Annotated in this window: 12 protein-coding genes and 1 pseudogene; 6 read left to right on the top strand and 7 right to left on the bottom strand. The window is 45.9% G+C overall.

The window, feature by feature from the left end; all coding sequences use genetic code 11:
* Nucleotides 1–19: 19 nt before the first annotated feature.
* From ADU22_RS15440 to ADU22_RS15420, 5 genes and pseudogenes are all read right to left on the bottom strand, one after another.
* Complete coding sequence (locus tag ADU22_RS15440; RefSeq protein ID WP_053362948.1) at nt 20–1513, bottom strand: UxaA family hydrolase; 1494 nt, start codon at nt 1511–1513, stop codon at nt 20–22.
* Between the two features lie 31 nt (nt 1514–1544).
* Entirely contained in the window at nt 1545–2987 is a 1443-nt protein-coding gene (locus ADU22_RS15435; protein ID WP_053362947.1) for a tagaturonate reductase, read from the bottom strand.
* Nucleotides 2988–3056: 69 nt separating this feature from the next.
* Nucleotides 3057–4055: a LacI family DNA-binding transcriptional regulator gene (locus ADU22_RS15430; RefSeq protein WP_053362946.1), complete on the bottom strand. Its 999-nt coding sequence runs from the start codon at nt 4053–4055 to the stop codon at nt 3057–3059.
* A 252-nt stretch (nt 4056–4307) separates the two neighbouring features.
* Nucleotides 4308–4622, bottom strand: coding sequence for a DUF3892 domain-containing protein (locus ADU22_RS15425; protein ID WP_053362945.1), 315 nt, complete (start codon nt 4620–4622; stop codon nt 4308–4310).
* 108 nt (nt 4623–4730) lie between these two features.
* Nucleotides 4731–5626 (bottom strand): annotated as a pseudogene (locus ADU22_RS15420) (superoxide dismutase).
* Nucleotides 5627–5865: 239 nt separating this feature from the next.
* On the opposite strand from ADU22_RS15420, the gene ADU22_RS15415 reads away from it, so the two are divergent.
* Genes ADU22_RS15415 through ADU22_RS15400 form a run of 4 tightly spaced genes read left to right on the top strand, consistent with a single transcriptional unit; the run spans nt 5866 to nt 7950 of the window.
* The gene (locus tag ADU22_RS15415; protein ID WP_053362944.1) at nt 5866–6171 is read left to right on the top strand and encodes an antibiotic biosynthesis monooxygenase family protein; all 306 of its coding nucleotides are present in this window, start codon (nt 5866–5868) and stop codon (nt 6169–6171) included.
* Nucleotides 6168–6530, top strand: coding sequence for a hypothetical protein (locus ADU22_RS15410; RefSeq protein WP_053362943.1), 363 nt, complete (start codon nt 6168–6170; stop codon nt 6528–6530). Before ADU22_RS15415 ends, ADU22_RS15410 begins: the two co-directional genes overlap by 4 nt.
* A gap of 24 nt (nt 6531–6554) precedes the next feature.
* Nucleotides 6555–7217, top strand: a complete 663-nt coding sequence (locus ADU22_RS15405; RefSeq protein ID WP_053362942.1) for a cobalamin B12-binding domain-containing protein — start codon at nt 6555–6557, stop codon at nt 7215–7217.
* A complete protein-coding gene (locus ADU22_RS15400; protein WP_053362941.1) occupies nt 7204–7950 on the top strand; it encodes an STAS domain-containing protein in 747 nt (248 codons plus the stop codon). Before ADU22_RS15405 ends, ADU22_RS15400 begins: the two co-directional genes overlap by 14 nt.
* A gap of 82 nt (nt 7951–8032) precedes the next feature.
* Here ADU22_RS15400 and ADU22_RS15395 read toward each other — a convergent pair whose 3' ends face one another.
* A complete protein-coding gene (locus ADU22_RS15395; protein ID WP_197280068.1) occupies nt 8033–8845 on the bottom strand; it encodes an alpha/beta hydrolase in 813 nt (270 codons plus the stop codon).
* 246 nt (nt 8846–9091) lie between these two features.
* Here ADU22_RS15395 and ADU22_RS15390 point away from each other — a divergent pair, with 246 nt between their 5' ends.
* Complete coding sequence (locus ADU22_RS15390) at nt 9092–10453, top strand: cytochrome ubiquinol oxidase subunit I (RefSeq protein ID WP_053362939.1); 1362 nt, start codon at nt 9092–9094, stop codon at nt 10451–10453.
* A gap of 12 nt (nt 10454–10465) precedes the next feature.
* Nucleotides 10466–11500 (top strand): cytochrome d ubiquinol oxidase subunit II, encoded by a 1035-nt coding sequence (locus tag ADU22_RS15385; protein WP_053362938.1) that lies wholly within the window; start codon nt 10466–10468, stop codon nt 11498–11500.
* 277 nt (nt 11501–11777) lie between these two features.
* On the opposite strand, the gene ADU22_RS15380 is transcribed toward ADU22_RS15385, so the two are convergent.
* Nucleotides 11778–14138, bottom strand: coding sequence for an FdhF/YdeP family oxidoreductase (locus tag ADU22_RS15380; protein WP_053362937.1), 2361 nt, complete (start codon nt 14136–14138; stop codon nt 11778–11780).
* Between the last annotated feature and the right edge of the window lie 154 nt (nt 14139–14292).

Genomic DNA, 14292 nt, shown 5'->3' with positions numbered 1-14292 from the left:
TCGTTTATGTGGTTCGTGTTTACAAAGTGACTCCGGTTTTAAAGATGGAAATTTCCCTGAAGTCGTTCTTTTCATTGTTAACCCATTCGCCGCTTGCAACGCTGATGATATAATCGACAAACTCCTTCAGGACCTGTTCTTCCGAAACGCCGTCTTCCAGGAGGATGCCGGCATTGAAGTCCATCCAGTGCGGCTTAAGCTCATAGATTTGCGTGTTGGTGGAGACCTTCATCGTTGGTACAAATGTCCCGAATGGCGTTCCCCTCCCTGTTGTGAACAGTACCATTTGGCAGCCCGCCGCGGCAAGCGCAGTGGAAGCAATCAAATCATTGCCAGGGGCACTCAATAGATTGAGCCCGTTGGTTTTGAGGACTTCCCCGTATTTAAGGACATCCACAACAGTCGAGGTTCCAGCCTTTTGTGTGCAGCCAAGCGATTTGTCTTCAAGGGTCGTAATGCCGCCGGCTTTATTCCCTGGTGACGGGTTTTCGTAAACCGGCTGGTTGTGCTGGAGGAAATAATCCTTAAAGTCATTAATCAGCGCAACTGTTTTTTGGAACACTTCTTCATTGGCTGCCCGTTCCATTAAAATCTTCTCGGCGCCGAACATTTCCGGTACTTCTGTCAGAACCGTCGTTCCTCCCTGGCCAATCAGGTAATCGGAGAAACGGCCGAGCAGCGGATTTGCCGTTATACCCGAGAAACCGTCCGAACCGCCGCATTTGAGGCCGATTTTCAATTCTGACAGCGGCACTTCTTCCCTTTTATCTTCTTTAGCAGATTCATATATTTCCATTACCAGGTTGAAGCCTTCTTCAATTTCATCCGTGACAGCCTGGGAGATGAGGAATTTAACCCGGTCCTCGTCGATTGTCCCCAGAGCCCGCTTAAATTCCGGCAGTTCATTGTTTTCACAGCCAAGCCCAAGGACAAGCACCCCTCCTGCATTGGGATGGTTAACCGCATTGAGCAGGATTTGCTTCGTGTTTTCATGGTCATCGCCAAGTTGGGAGCAGCCGTAGTTATGTTTCAGAACCAGGACATTATCAAATGGGCTGTTCTCGCCAACATGTTTTTCAAAGCGCTTGATGATTTTCTCCGCTATGCCATTTACACAGCCGACGGTAGGGACAATCCAGAGTTCATTGCGGATGCCTACCTTTCCATTAGCCCTGCGATAGCCCTTGAACGTCCTTTGTTCATTTTTATAAGGAACCGCCGATGGCTTGGGAGCGTATGTATACTCCTCTGTTCCCGATAAATTGGTTTTCGTGTTATGGGTATGAACATGCTCGCCAGGCTGGATAGAAGTAAGGGCATGTCCGATTGGATATCCGTATTTAATGATATCCTCATTCTCCCCAATATTGGTTAAGGCCATTTTATGCCCACGGCTGATATCACTTTTTACTTTCAAAGCGCTTCCATTGATTTGAAGTGTTTCACCCTCATTTATATCCCTTAATGCAAGAATGATATTGTCGTTTTCATGGATTTGCAGGAAATCTTTCATTCAAGCTGCCTCCTTGATAGTGGATGATTTTTTAAAGATTAATAGCTTCCTGAATTCCCAGCGCTTCAATCTTTTCAAGGCTGGATGCAACTGCCTCCGTTAAGCCGGATACTTGCGTCAGGTCCGTCCCCCACAACTTCTTGTCGGACAAGAGTACTCCAGCAAGCTCTTGCATAGTGATTTCCCCCTGGCTGTATTTCTGCCATTGCGTCTTAAAAAGCTCAAGAACTTCCGGGCTGTCCTGCAGGGGTATTTCTTCGCTGCCTCTTTTTCCTCTGTAGAAATATAGGAGACTGCTTAACGAAAACACCAGTCTTTTAGGGAGGGTCTGATTTTGTTTTACATAATCAAGGAGTGTCGGCAGGTTTCTCGCTGTGAACTTTGAAATTGAATTCAGGGATATGCTCAGCAGATAGTGCTTGATATATGGATTCACAAAACGGCTGACCACTTGCTCTGCGTATTTTGTAAGTTCTTCCCTGGAACCTCCAAGCGTCGGAATGATTTCCTCATGAATCAATTCCTTTATAAAACGGCCGACCTCAGGATGTTTCAACGTTTCTTCGACGGTTTCCAATCCGTATAAATAGGCAACCGGGGTCATCGCTGTATGGGCACCATTCAGGATTCTGACTTTCCTGGTCCTGTACGGAGCCAAATCATCCACGATCAAAGTGTTAAGGCCTGTTCCTTCAACGGGCAGCTCCTCTTTAATCCATTGCGGCCCCTCGATTACCCAAAGATGGTATTGTTCACCCACAACCATAAGGTTATCTTCATATCCTAGCTCCTGTATTTTTTCTTCATAGGAATCAGAAGGAAATCCCGGAACAATTCTGTCAACAAGGCTCGAACAGAATGTATTCGCCTCATGGATCCATTCAGCGAACCCTTCCCCAAGATTCCAGTGGGCTGCATATTGGAGAACCACTTCTTTCAGCTTGCCGCCATTGTTCTCAATAAGCTCACAGGGAATCAGGATGCAGCCTTTCTCCCTGTCGCCTGAAAAGTCCTTATACCGCTGATACAAAAAGGCTGTGAGCTTCCCCGGAAAGCCCTTTTGCGGACGGTCTTCCAGACGGTCTGCTTCATCAAAAACGATGCCTGCTTCGGTTGTGTTGGAAACAATGAACCGAAGGTCTTCCTTCCCTGCAAGTTCCAGGTAGTCCTGATAATCCGTAAACAGGTTTATGCCCCTGCTGATTGAATCAATTACCATATGTTCATTCACCGGTTCTCCGTCTCTCATGCCCTGCAAATAGAGGGTGAACAGCCCGTCCTGATCATTGAGCCTTTCAATCTTATCGGAGCCCCGCGGCTGGACAACGACAACGCTTCCATTAAAATCAGTTTTTTTATTCAGCACATCAATTTGCCAATCAACAAAGCCCCTTAAAAAATTGCCTTCTCCAAACTGAAGAACCCTTTCCGGACGGGCTGTTTTGTTAAAACTGCTTTTATTTAAATGATGCATATGCTTCCTCTCCCTCACTTTGCACTCGCAAACGAATATATGTTATGAATCTTAAAATCCCCATTGTCTTTAAATCCTCTTTTTAACCGAGTCCCTGACAACCAATTCTGTCTGGGCAAAGATTTTCTTCGGTATCTCCTTATTCCCCATCACTAGGGACAAAACGGTTTCTGCCCCAAGGACGCTAATCTGCTCAACGGGTCTTTTCACGGTTGTAAGCCTGGGCGTCGTATACTGGGAAAAACCAATGTCGTCAAAGCCGGCAATGGAGATGTCTTCCGGCACTTTTAATCCGTTGGCGAATACCGCATGCATCGCGCCAATGGCCATATCATCATTTGAACAAAAAACGGCAGTCGGAGGTTTTTTCAAGCTGAGCAGCTTTTCCATTCCGGCATAGCCGCTTTCCATGTCATAGTTTCCTCTTACACGATATTCGCTTTGAAGTGGAATTCCACTTAAAGTCAGCGCCTCCTGATATCCCTCCAGGCGCATTTGGGTCGACTTGAACCCCTTTATTCCTTCAATGATGGCGATTTGCCGATGACCGTTTTCAACCAAATGTTCTACAGCCTTGCGTGCCCCGTCAGTATCATTGGATAGGATATTCATAATGCCAGCTTCTTCGATGTCACGATTCAGGACCACCAAAGGTATTTGCTTCTGCAGTACATGATAGATAAAAGGATTATCATCAACGCTTTGGCTCATGAGTATGATCCCCTCGAACCTTTGCTGGTTAATGCTGGAGTAGTCCTTATAGTCATCAAGACCCCTGACGAAAAGGTTGTATTCCTGGCTGATGGCACTGTTCACACCTTTAAGTGAATCCACAAAAAAGCTTGGTGACGTTCCGGTGCTGATACTTGTGAAGAAAAGGCCGATGGTATGTGATTTCTGCATGACCAGGCTTTTCGCATTGTAATTTGGCGAGTAATTCAACTGGGATGCTATTTCGAGAATCTTCCTCTTTGTCGGCTCCTTAATGAGCGGACTGTTATTAAGGGCCCGGGAAACAGTCGTATGTGACACATTGGCCAATTTGGCGATATCTTTGATGGTAACCATGATTAGACCTTCCTTTTTTACTCTTCGTTCCAAATTGAGTCTATCTTAACTAAAAGTGTTAACGTTAACAATATAGTGTAAAAAAATTTAAACATGTTTTAATTGCCCTTTTGTTCACGTTAACATATCTTCTTTATTTTACTTTTAAATGTTTTTTTTATCAACCTCTATTATTTATATATTCAGAACCATCCTCAATACAATGGAAAAAGGCTGCCAGGAAAATGCTTGCGGCAGCCTAGAGCCTCGCCATTAAAATTCAGGCAGCTGATCAAGATTATTCTCTTTAACACCATCCGGCTCGCTGCGGAGAATATCCCTCCCGTACTTATGAAACACATCCACATGCTGTAGCAATCCTGCTTTTGCCTCATCCAGGGCCGTAATATAATCCAGCTCCCGCCCGCTGTCTGTTTTGAAGGCAATCAAATCGCCGTCATCATTTTTTCTTACTGCCACTATTTTCTCTTTCCCTGTCTGAATGCTATAGGCCATTTCGTTTGCTGCCTGGGCCTCGCCTTGCTGTTTGTATTCCTGATAAATCTTTTCGAAGTTTCCTGACTCCATGGTCTACACCTCCCGAACATACGTTAGTGTTTGCTGGAAGGTTTCTTTTTATGTGCATTCTTTAGAGAAGAAAAACCAGCGGGCAGCAGTGCGATGACCATTCTCATCTTAAAAAGGCTCCCAGCGGAGAACATGGGCTTGGTTAAATCGGCGTTCAACTTCCTTCCAATTCACAATGTTCCACCAATTATCCACATATTTTGCCCGTTCATTTTTATATTGCAAGTAATAGGCGTGTTCCCAAACATCCAGGACCAGGAGCGGAATATTGTCCCACTGGGTGAGGTTTTGGTGTTTTTCCGCATTCAGGATTTCCAGGCGGTGGGCGCGGGGAGCCCATATAAGAATGGCCCATCCAACGGCTTCGACATTTTTGGCCGCTTCCGAGAAATGCCTTTTGAATTTCTCAAAACTTCCGAAGGAGCATTGATGGCTTCAGCCAGTTTTCCTCCTGGCTTCCCGCCGCCATCCGGGCTCATGATGCTCCAGAAAATCGTATGCAGGTAGTGGCCCGAACCATGGAAGGCGGCTTCTCTTTCCCAATGCTTGATTAAGGCAAAATCACTGTTATCCCTGGCTTTCTTCATTTCTCTCTCTGCTTTGTTCAGTCCGTCTACATAGCTTTGATGATGTTTAGTGTGATGGAGCCTCATGATTTCCTCTGCAATCACTGGCTCAAGAGCGCTATAGCGGTACGGAAGCGGCGGCAGACGATGGCCCCCTATCGGTACAGGCTGAACCCTTTCCTCCTCCTGCCGCTCCAATTCCAAGCCTGCCAAATGGAAGAAATCCTCCATGTTTTTATGAAGAACGTCCGCCCTGTTATATAGTTCCATTGCATCCAGATTCTCAGTTTCCGCTTTTAAAAACGTCATCTCCCGTTCCCAAACCTTAAGGTCCTCTTCTTCGACCGCTTGATTCAGCTGTTCCCTCGCATTTATCCAAACCAGCTCTATATTTTCCAACCATTCGGCCAATGACTCTCTGTAAGCTACATCGGTCATTTCTTTCTCCTCCCTAGATCAGCATCCGTAACAGAATATGATGAGGCTCAGTCCAAGTTGCTTTAAATAAACAGTTACCTTCCTTTCGGTTTCCGAGGCTTCAGACCACATCCCGCAGGGAAAACAGAATTTGGCAGATTTGATACAACGAAACTATAAGGTTATAATTAACTGTGGTTTTATTTCGAGGAATAACGGCGGTGCCTGGCACTGACCTTTTACAATTGGAGGAACAGTTCATGTATATTGTTCACAGCACAGTGGCAGTACCCGATGATAAAGCAGAAGAAGTGATTGCCATCTATCAAAATAGATCCAGATTGGTAGATACGTATAAAGGGTTTCTGTCTTTCCAATTGCTGCAGAACGAACAGGTTCCTTCTGAGCTTACTGTTCAAATCTGCTGGGAAACGAAAGAAGATTACCTGAACTACATAACCAGCGATGCGTATAAAAAGGTTCACGAACTGGAAAAAAATTATCCTGACCAGGAACTGGCATCCATCAAGCCAAAGGTCCAGCGCTACAGGAGAGTCGCTGAATGACTATCACAAGAAGAAATGAAATTATTGAAGAAGTCACACAGGGAATTTACCAGGACTTTCCGGTTCTCCTTGAAAAATTCGGGGAGCGCGGGGTTGAAAAATGCCGGGAAGACAATGGTCATCATTTAAAACATTTAGAAACGGCCCTTTCCATTGGCAACCCGCAATCTTTTATTGATTACGCCCATTGGCTGGACGGGATACTTACTTCCCGCGGAATGGAAACAGAGCATCTTGTAGATAACTTCCGCAGGCTGCGAAATGCGTTTACCAAGCATGATCGTGCAAATGCTCACAAATATAACGAAATACTGGAGAGTGCAATCCACTCCCTGAGAAAAAAAGGAAATGACAGCTAGTCATAACTAATCGAGGTGAGAATCTTGCACGAACACGGAGCCGCTCTTGCCCAGCTGCTGCTTGAAGGAAATCAGGATGAGGCCTGGGAATATATCAATGAATACAGAAAAAAAGGCAAAGACAGCCTATATATATATGAACATATCATTACTGCCGGCATGAGGCATATCGGTTCTTTGTGGGAAACCAATAAAATCTCGGTGGCCGACGAACATCTGGCTACTTCAACCTGTGATTTTCTGCTTGCCCGCTACCAAATGGAGAAAAAGAAAGAACAGAATCCTTCCAATTCAAAAAAAGCCATGTTTCTCTGCGTCGAAAGTGAACAGCATTACCTGGGAATCAAAATGGCTTCCCAATTATTCAGCGAAGCAGGGTGGACGACAAGATTCCATGGTCCAAATCTCCCGCTCGAATATGCGAAAAAAACGGCAGTGGACTGGCAGCCAGATGTGATTTGCCTTTCCTTTTCCATTCTGTATCATGCCGAACATCTTAATCCCTATATTGCCGAGCTTGAGAAATTACCTAATCGTCCAACCGTTATGATTGGCGGCCGCCTGCTGTCTCAGTATGAGTTTTCCCGGTATGGCTCAAAGAAGACGATTTTTATGAAAAATCTGGAGGACGTGAGAGATTGGCTTAAGCGTCATCCCCCTGGAGTGAAATCAAGTGTGTCCTACTAAATTTTTACCGCAGCCCTATTTCCGCATCAGCACAGATTTCGCCATTCTTACTGTATCCGACAGGAGCCTGGAAATCTATGAACCTTCCGGCAACTTCCTTGATTTAGTGGATTGGGAGAGCAAAAATAAAGCTGCTCAACTTCTAGCCAAGAAGGATGAGAGGGCAGAAGGCGAACTGATCATGAAAACTAAGGATTCACCTTATGCCCTTGTCGATGTCAGCGTGGTCTGGGATAAAAGCGAAGGCCATATCATCTGCCTGCAGAAAGACCATCGCCTGGCCGAGCTTGAGAGCATTGTGGAAAAACATCGTCTGCGATTGGCTGAAACCAATCTGGAACTACTGGAAAAAAAGGAGCAAGTCGAAAAAAGCTTAAACGAAATCAAAAGCCTTTCCTGCCCATTTATTAAATTGACCAAAGGTACAGCCCTTGTGCCTCTGTTTGGGAATCTTGACCAGAAGCTTATCCAGCAAAACGAGGAAAGAATCATGCATAAAGCACATGATGGAGACTACGAGGACATTCTGTTTGATTTTAACGGTGTCGGCACTTTGACAGATGAAGGTGTGGATGCCTTCATCATGCTCATCAAAGAGCTGCAAATAATGGGGATCTCTCCCAGTATTATCGGCATAAAGCCTAATCATGCCTTTTACCTGAATCGTAGTCCCGCCAAACTGGATGTTCCTTTTTTGAATAGTTTAAGTAAAGCATTCAAGGCCATTATGTGAGTCTTTGAAACCGGCTGCCGGAAAAGCATTGGACTTGCCGGCAGCCGGTTTTCTTTGTTTCGGAATCGGTCAGGCTCTTGTTTTAATCCCCATTTGCCTGGATGATGAAGGAGTCCAGACAGTTAAAAGTTTGTTTCAAAAGATCCTCGCGCTCATTTAACAGTTGGTGATTGCCTCCTCTTATAATCCGCACTTCACAGTTTGGAAATTTCCGTTTTATAAATGCAAGGTTGTATTTCCAGTCCACTGTTTTATCCTTATCCCCCTGAATAACCATGATCTTTTTATCGGAATCAGGATAGTTCTCCAACACATTCTGCCAATTTACGAGAGCTTGGAACCATCCCACCGGAATCTTTCCATTCTGCAGCGGGTCTTTCTTTACCCGCTGCAAATAGTCGTGATTGGAGGAATTCCGTTTATATACTCGCGGCAGCATGGCAACCCTTTTCATCAGGATTAAGCCCGCCCTTGACATATGCCAATTATGCGACCGGACAAGCGGACTGACCAATACGGCTTTTTCGATCATGCCGCCATACTGCAGCAGATAATCCATGAGAATGGCTCCTCCTGTGCTATGGGCAATGGCAACGGAGTGCTGGTCCGCTTTCTTCCTGTATCTCTCCATAATTTCCTTGAATAAATCCACATAGTCATCAAAGGTCCTGATGGCTCCCCTATCGCCTGTCGATAAGCCATGCCCCTGAAGATCATAAGCAATCACCTTAAATTGATTTGATGTTAAATACCGGATTAACTGGCTCATGGAACCGGAATGATCAAAGTACCCATGCAAAACATAGCATATTCCTCTATGCGCTGCAGGGGTAAAACTCTGGATGAATATTTCTTCATTGCTCCTGCTGCGGAAAAACTCATGAGAATGCTCCACCCCGCTGCACTCCAAGTTATAGTATTGAAGGTATGCATGTATATTCCCTGGTACCCCTTTTCTTGTAATTAGTTGGAAGTCTCTGTTCATCAATATCTTCCTTTACACAATGATCCTTCTCCTCTTCATATTCTTCTTCATGATATACAAATCCTTCCTCACCCTCAAAAGAATGGTTACATATTCCTGGAGTGGTTGGAAATTATATGTAAGACAAGAGAACTCCGGGAAAGGAAGAACCTATACATGGATGATATTCTGATAGCCCGTTCCTTATTTGGAACCACAATGGCTTTTCATATTATCTTTGCTACCATTGGCGTGGGGCTGCCGCTGATGATTTTAACGGCCGAGCTCCTCTACCAAAAAACAAAGGACCTTGAATATGTAGTGATGGCTAAGCGGTGGACGAAAGCCTTTGCCGTTTTGCTTGGTGTCGGAATTCCGACAGGGACGATTGCCGGAACTCAGCTGTCGCTTTTATGGCCGGGTTTTATGGAAGTGATCGGCCGGGTGATGCCCCTTCCCTTCCAGATTGAAATCTACGCTTTCTTCATTGAAGCCTTGTTCATGTCTATTTATGTATATGCCGCTGAGCGGATTGCTCCGTGGATGAGGATTGCCAGCCTGATCCTCGTGGCTCTTGGAGCACTTGCTTCAGCGGTGCTCATCACCAATGTGCACGCCTTTCAGGGTACTCCCAGAGGATTTCGCTACGAAAACGGGCAATACCTGGACATCGATCCCTGGGCTGCCTTTTTCAATCCCAGCTTTCTTGTGACGGCCACTCATGTCGCTGTTTCTGCTTATGTGGTGGGAGCTTTTGTGGTAGCCTCTGTTTCTGCCTTTAAAATGCTTAAAAATGATTTTGGCTCCAGGCTGTACCGTTTCCATCAAAAGGCGTTGATGATCTCCCTTATTGTCGGCGGAATCGCAGCATTCGGAACAGCCATCAACGGCCACGAGGCAGCCCAATACCTTCATGAATACCAGCCTGAAAAACTGGCTGCGGCCGAAGGCCTGTTCGAGACCCAATCCCATGCGCCTCTGGCCATTGGGGGCTTTACCGATCGTGAAACCCAAACAGTTAAATGGGGAATTGAAATTCCGTGGGCCCTTAGCTTCCTAGCAGGAAACAGCTTTGATACGGTCGTTGTCGGGTTGAACGACTTTCCGGAGGAACTTTGGCCCCCCTTATTCATCCATACTCTTTTTAATGCCATGGTGGGCATCGGCTCATTGTTGATTTTGATAGCGATTTTCGGCCTATTATGGAAGAAGTTTTTTAAAAAGGACAGGTTCCCAAAATGGTTTTTATGGACAATGGTGGCCTCAGGACCACTGGCGGTCGCCGCAATAGAATTTGGCTGGATCTTTGCCTGTACCGGGCGGCAGCCGTGGGTGATTTACCGGATTTTGTCCACAGCGGAAGCTGCGACGACAGCCACAAACCTTGGAGTGCTCTTCATTTTATTTGTTGGTGTGTACATGGTCTTGGCCATTGCGGTGGTTTTCGTCCTCCTTTACTATTTCAGGAAGAATACGGTGCTGGATGATCTCGAGCGGGCGGAAAAAAAGAACGTGCAGCTATTTAGTTCGAATTCATAGGAGGCCTTGCGAATGACGGATGCATTGATTGCGATTACGGTACTTTGGGGATTTGTTTTTATTTATGCCGTTATGGCCACGATGGATTTTGGTGCAGGCTTTTGGTCGATGATCTATTTTAACCGGCAAAAAACGAGAGCAACGGATATTGCAAACCGATACTTGTCACCTACATGGGAAGTGACCAATACATTTATTGTGGCTCTTGTTGTTGCTGTTTACAGCTTGTTTCCGACAGCGGCCTATACACTTGGAACCATTCTGCTGGTTCCCGGGAGCATGATCTTGCTGCTCCTCGCATTGCGCAGCGCGTTCCTGGTTTTTTCCAATATCGCCACCGAATATAAAAAACCACTCACCTATATTTCGGGAATTGCCGGTATCCTCATTCCAGGCCTGCTGATCAGCGTGCTTCCAATCACACACGGAGGATTTGTTGAATACGGCGAAGGCTTAACCCAACTAAACCTTGCGCGGCTCTTCACAAGCGAGAATGTATATGCTTTTATTGGTTTTGCGATCAGCAGCACGCTATTTCTATCTTCGCTGTTGCTGGCTGACTACTCAAAGGTGTCAGATGAGATGGATGCTTATTATGTATACCTGCGCGATGCCAAAATCTCCGGTCCCATCTCCTTGCTGATGGCTTTTTGCATCATGCTTACATTGGAACGGGAAGCAAACTGGATATATACCAGGATGATGGATGACCTTCCGCTTCTGCTCATCTCGCTTGGCTTCTTTTTGATTAGCGGCCTGGGATTGTTTGTGACCAACTTTTTTGATAAAAGGGTTCAGGGAATGCCCAGGCTTTCGGTGATTGCGGTGACCATTCAATATTTTATTGCCAGCTATGTTTATGGAAAGGCTCATTTGCCTTACATCATTTATCCTGACGTAACCATAGAATCCGCATTTACGGACCCCAACTCTTTCAGAGCTGTCTTTATTACCTATATTGTCGGTTTCGCCATTCTTTTCCCCGGATTCATTTATTTCTGGAGTTTGTTTATGCATGATAAAAAGTACTTGCGGCAAAAAGGATGAGGCTGGATGTCCAGCCTCCTATTTAATCTGGTGAGTTTGATTCCCGCTTCTAGGCACCAAGAGGGGTTATTGGTGACCACTCCAACCATTATTCCCTCTCTACGGGCTCCAAGAGGACCGATTGGTTACCGCTACAACCATTCATTCCTCGTCCCGGCCCCAAGAGGACCGATTGCTGACCGCTACAACCATTTTTTCCTCTCCCCGGTTCCAAGAGTCTTCCAAGCCTTTCCGCTCATATAAAAAAGCTTGCAGACCAAGTCTGCAAGCCTCTTTTTTATGCTGGCGCGTCGATTTCGTCCTCTTCAATGCGCTTTTCCTGATATTGAACATCTTTACGGGCGCTGTAGCGATCTGCTTTTTCAAGCGTAACCGTGATGTTGTAGTCCGGAATTCCGGCGAATTTCTCGTAACGTCCTCTTGGCAGCAGGAAGTTTCCTTCTGGGAAGTGGACTTCCACGTTTCCGCGGGCAATCTCAACGAACTTCGCACGTCCCTGGAATACGCCAAAACCATTATGCAGCACGATGCCTTCTCCTTCCGCAATGCTCAGGTCATGCGCATCTTTGGCATTCATCAGCACATCGTATCGTCCGGCGCCATTCAATGGGTCCACTTCACTGTACACCATCGAATTGAATTGCTTGCCGCGGCGGGAAGTTACAATGAATTGGCCTTCCTTCTTGCCAAGTTCCGGAATCTCGACAGGAACCAGGTTTCCTTTTCCATCTGCTGTCGGGCAGATTCCATCTTCACATAGCCATGCCCCGCCCCACTGGAAAACATCACCGGCTTTTTTCAAGTGTTGGATACCGTCATAGCTTGGGTTTGCTTTCGCAATTTCATCGCGGATTTCCTGGCCAGACCTAAATTCAACCAAATGGGCTGTATCTGGTTTTACGCGCTTGGCGAGGTCGATATAAATCTTCCACTCAGCACGTGCTTCTTCAATCGCGTTTTTATTGCCCTCAATTTCAGGGCTGAAGTAGACCATCCGCTCGGTTGAAGTGGATGTTCCGCCGTCTTCCTGCTCATACCGGGTTTTGGCTGGAAGCACAATCACCGCTTCTTTTGCATCCACCAGCGTTGATGTATTCAGGATGATATCCTGGTGAACACGGATTTCGAGTTCGAAAAGTGCCTTTTCAATAAAATTCGGATCTGGCATAGTCTCGAGGAAATTGCCGCCAGACATATAATACAATTTAATCTTTCGTTCATGATCTTCGGGCAAAAGGATGTTTTCAAGTGTCACACCGACAATGTCTCCCTGCCATTTCGCCAATTCAAAGCCCCATAGCTTTTCAATTCGTTCCATGTTTTCACCGTAGAAGTCGCCGCCAGGAAGGACGAATGGGTCTGCTCCCATTTCTCCGCTTCCCTGGACGGAGGAGTGCCCGCGGAATGGCATCAGACCGGCATGCTTGCGGCCAAGATGTCCGCGAAGCAGCGCAAGGTTCGCTACCTGGGAGATGTTGTCTGTAGCAAATGAATGCATCGTAAGGCCGAGCGCCCATGCGTAAACAGCATTTTTACTGTTCGCCAATATTTCAGCCAGTTCGATAATCCGCTCTTTAGTGATTCCAGAGGATTTGATAATCTCTTCCCACGACTGCGCCTGGACATTCGCTTTCAGTTCTTCATATCCATTCACGTGCTCACTGACAAACTGGTGGTTGATGGCTGAACCATACTGCTTCTCTTCCATGTCAAACCAGTGCTTCATGATTCCGTGCATAAAAGCGATATCGCCGCCAATATTCACCTGGTAGAAATCGTCGGCAATCTTTGTGCCAAACAGAGCAGATTCCGGGTTGGATGGAATCCAGTATTTATCCATAGCCGGCTCTTTATAAGGGTTGACGACAATGATTTTTGTTCCCTTTTTCTTTGCTTCGAGCATGTATTTCGAAGAAACAGGAGATGCATTGGAAGCGACACTTCCCCAGAAAAGCAGGACATCTGTACCAATCCAGTCAAGATAATTGGCAGTCGATGCTCCAACTCCGATTGAGCGCTTCAAGGCTGTCTTGGATGGTGAATGGCAAATCCGGCTCGCATTGTCAATATTGTTTGTTCCCAGGAAACGTGAGACCTTGCCTGCTACATAATAGGATTCATTTGTGATCCCGCGGCTTGTCAGGTAAAAGGCATACTGCTTAGGATCGAGTTTCTTCATTTTATTCGCAATCATGTCCATTGCTTCATCCCAAGTGATGCGGGAAAACTTGCGCTCGCCTTTCCTGCGGATCATTGGATACGGGATGCGTCCAAGTTTACGAAGTTCGGTGCTGTCATACTTGCGAAGCTCATCGATATCAGCATGAAGGATTTCCGGTTTGATCGAGCCCGCTGTATTCAGACGAAGGACATTCAATCTAGTTGTACATATATGAGGGCCTGTCAGCGTTTGGTCATATAGACCCGAAACACCGAGCGCACAGCCATCGCAAACACCTTTAGTAATGATGTTGGCTGCATAGCCAAGATTGTCACGGTTATCCCAGGCAATTTTCATTGTGTCCCGGATATGCTTCGGCTTGATTTTTGTCAGTCCAAATGGAATGGGGCTTACCCAATGCTTTGGTGCAGGCATTGCCGCTTTCTTTTGAGGACCTGGATGTTTTGTTTTTCCCATTCTGAAACCCTCCTGTTACAGTTTTAGCAGGTTATATAATAGAAAAATCTCTTTTTCTGTTTTTCCGTAGTGATAATTACTGTTTTAATTTTAATTACGTTAGATATAGTACTTTTACGGTTGAATGAAGGAAGGCAGTGGCATGAAACGAAAA

Source organism: Bacillus sp. FJAT-27251 (assembly GCF_001273925.1).
Lineage (GTDB): Bacteria > Bacillota > Bacilli > Bacillales > Cytobacillaceae > Mesobacillus_B.
The sequence above is the reverse complement of the archived record's forward strand: the minus strand, read 5'-3'. Positions and strand labels throughout refer to the sequence as shown.

Bases quoted from the DNA above. Each gene is read 5' to 3' on its own strand.
- ADU22_RS15440 (WP_053362948.1), bottom strand. From the start codon at position 1,513: ATGAAAGATTTCCTGCAAATCCATGAAAACGACAATATCATTCTTGCA.
- ADU22_RS15435 (WP_053362947.1), bottom strand. From the start codon at position 2,987: ATGCATCATTTAAATAAAAGCAGTTTTAACAAAACAGCCCGTCCGGAA.
- ADU22_RS15430 (WP_053362946.1), bottom strand. From the start codon at position 4,055: ATGGTTACCATCAAAGATATCGCCAAATTGGCCAATGTGTCACATACG.
- ADU22_RS15425 (WP_053362945.1), bottom strand. From the start codon at position 4,622: ATGGAGTCAGGAAACTTCGAAAAGATTTATCAGGAATACAAACAGCAA.
- ADU22_RS15415 (WP_053362944.1), top strand. From the start codon at position 5,866: ATGTATATTGTTCACAGCACAGTGGCAGTACCCGATGATAAAGCAGAA.
- ADU22_RS15410 (WP_053362943.1), top strand. From the start codon at position 6,168: ATGACTATCACAAGAAGAAATGAAATTATTGAAGAAGTCACACAGGGA.
- ADU22_RS15390 (WP_053362939.1), top strand. From the start codon at position 9,092: ATGGATGATATTCTGATAGCCCGTTCCTTATTTGGAACCACAATGGCT.
- ADU22_RS15385 (WP_053362938.1), top strand. From the start codon at position 10,466: ATGACGGATGCATTGATTGCGATTACGGTACTTTGGGGATTTGTTTTT.
- ADU22_RS15380 (WP_053362937.1), bottom strand. From the start codon at position 14,138: ATGGGAAAAACAAAACATCCAGGTCCTCAAAAGAAAGCGGCAATGCCT.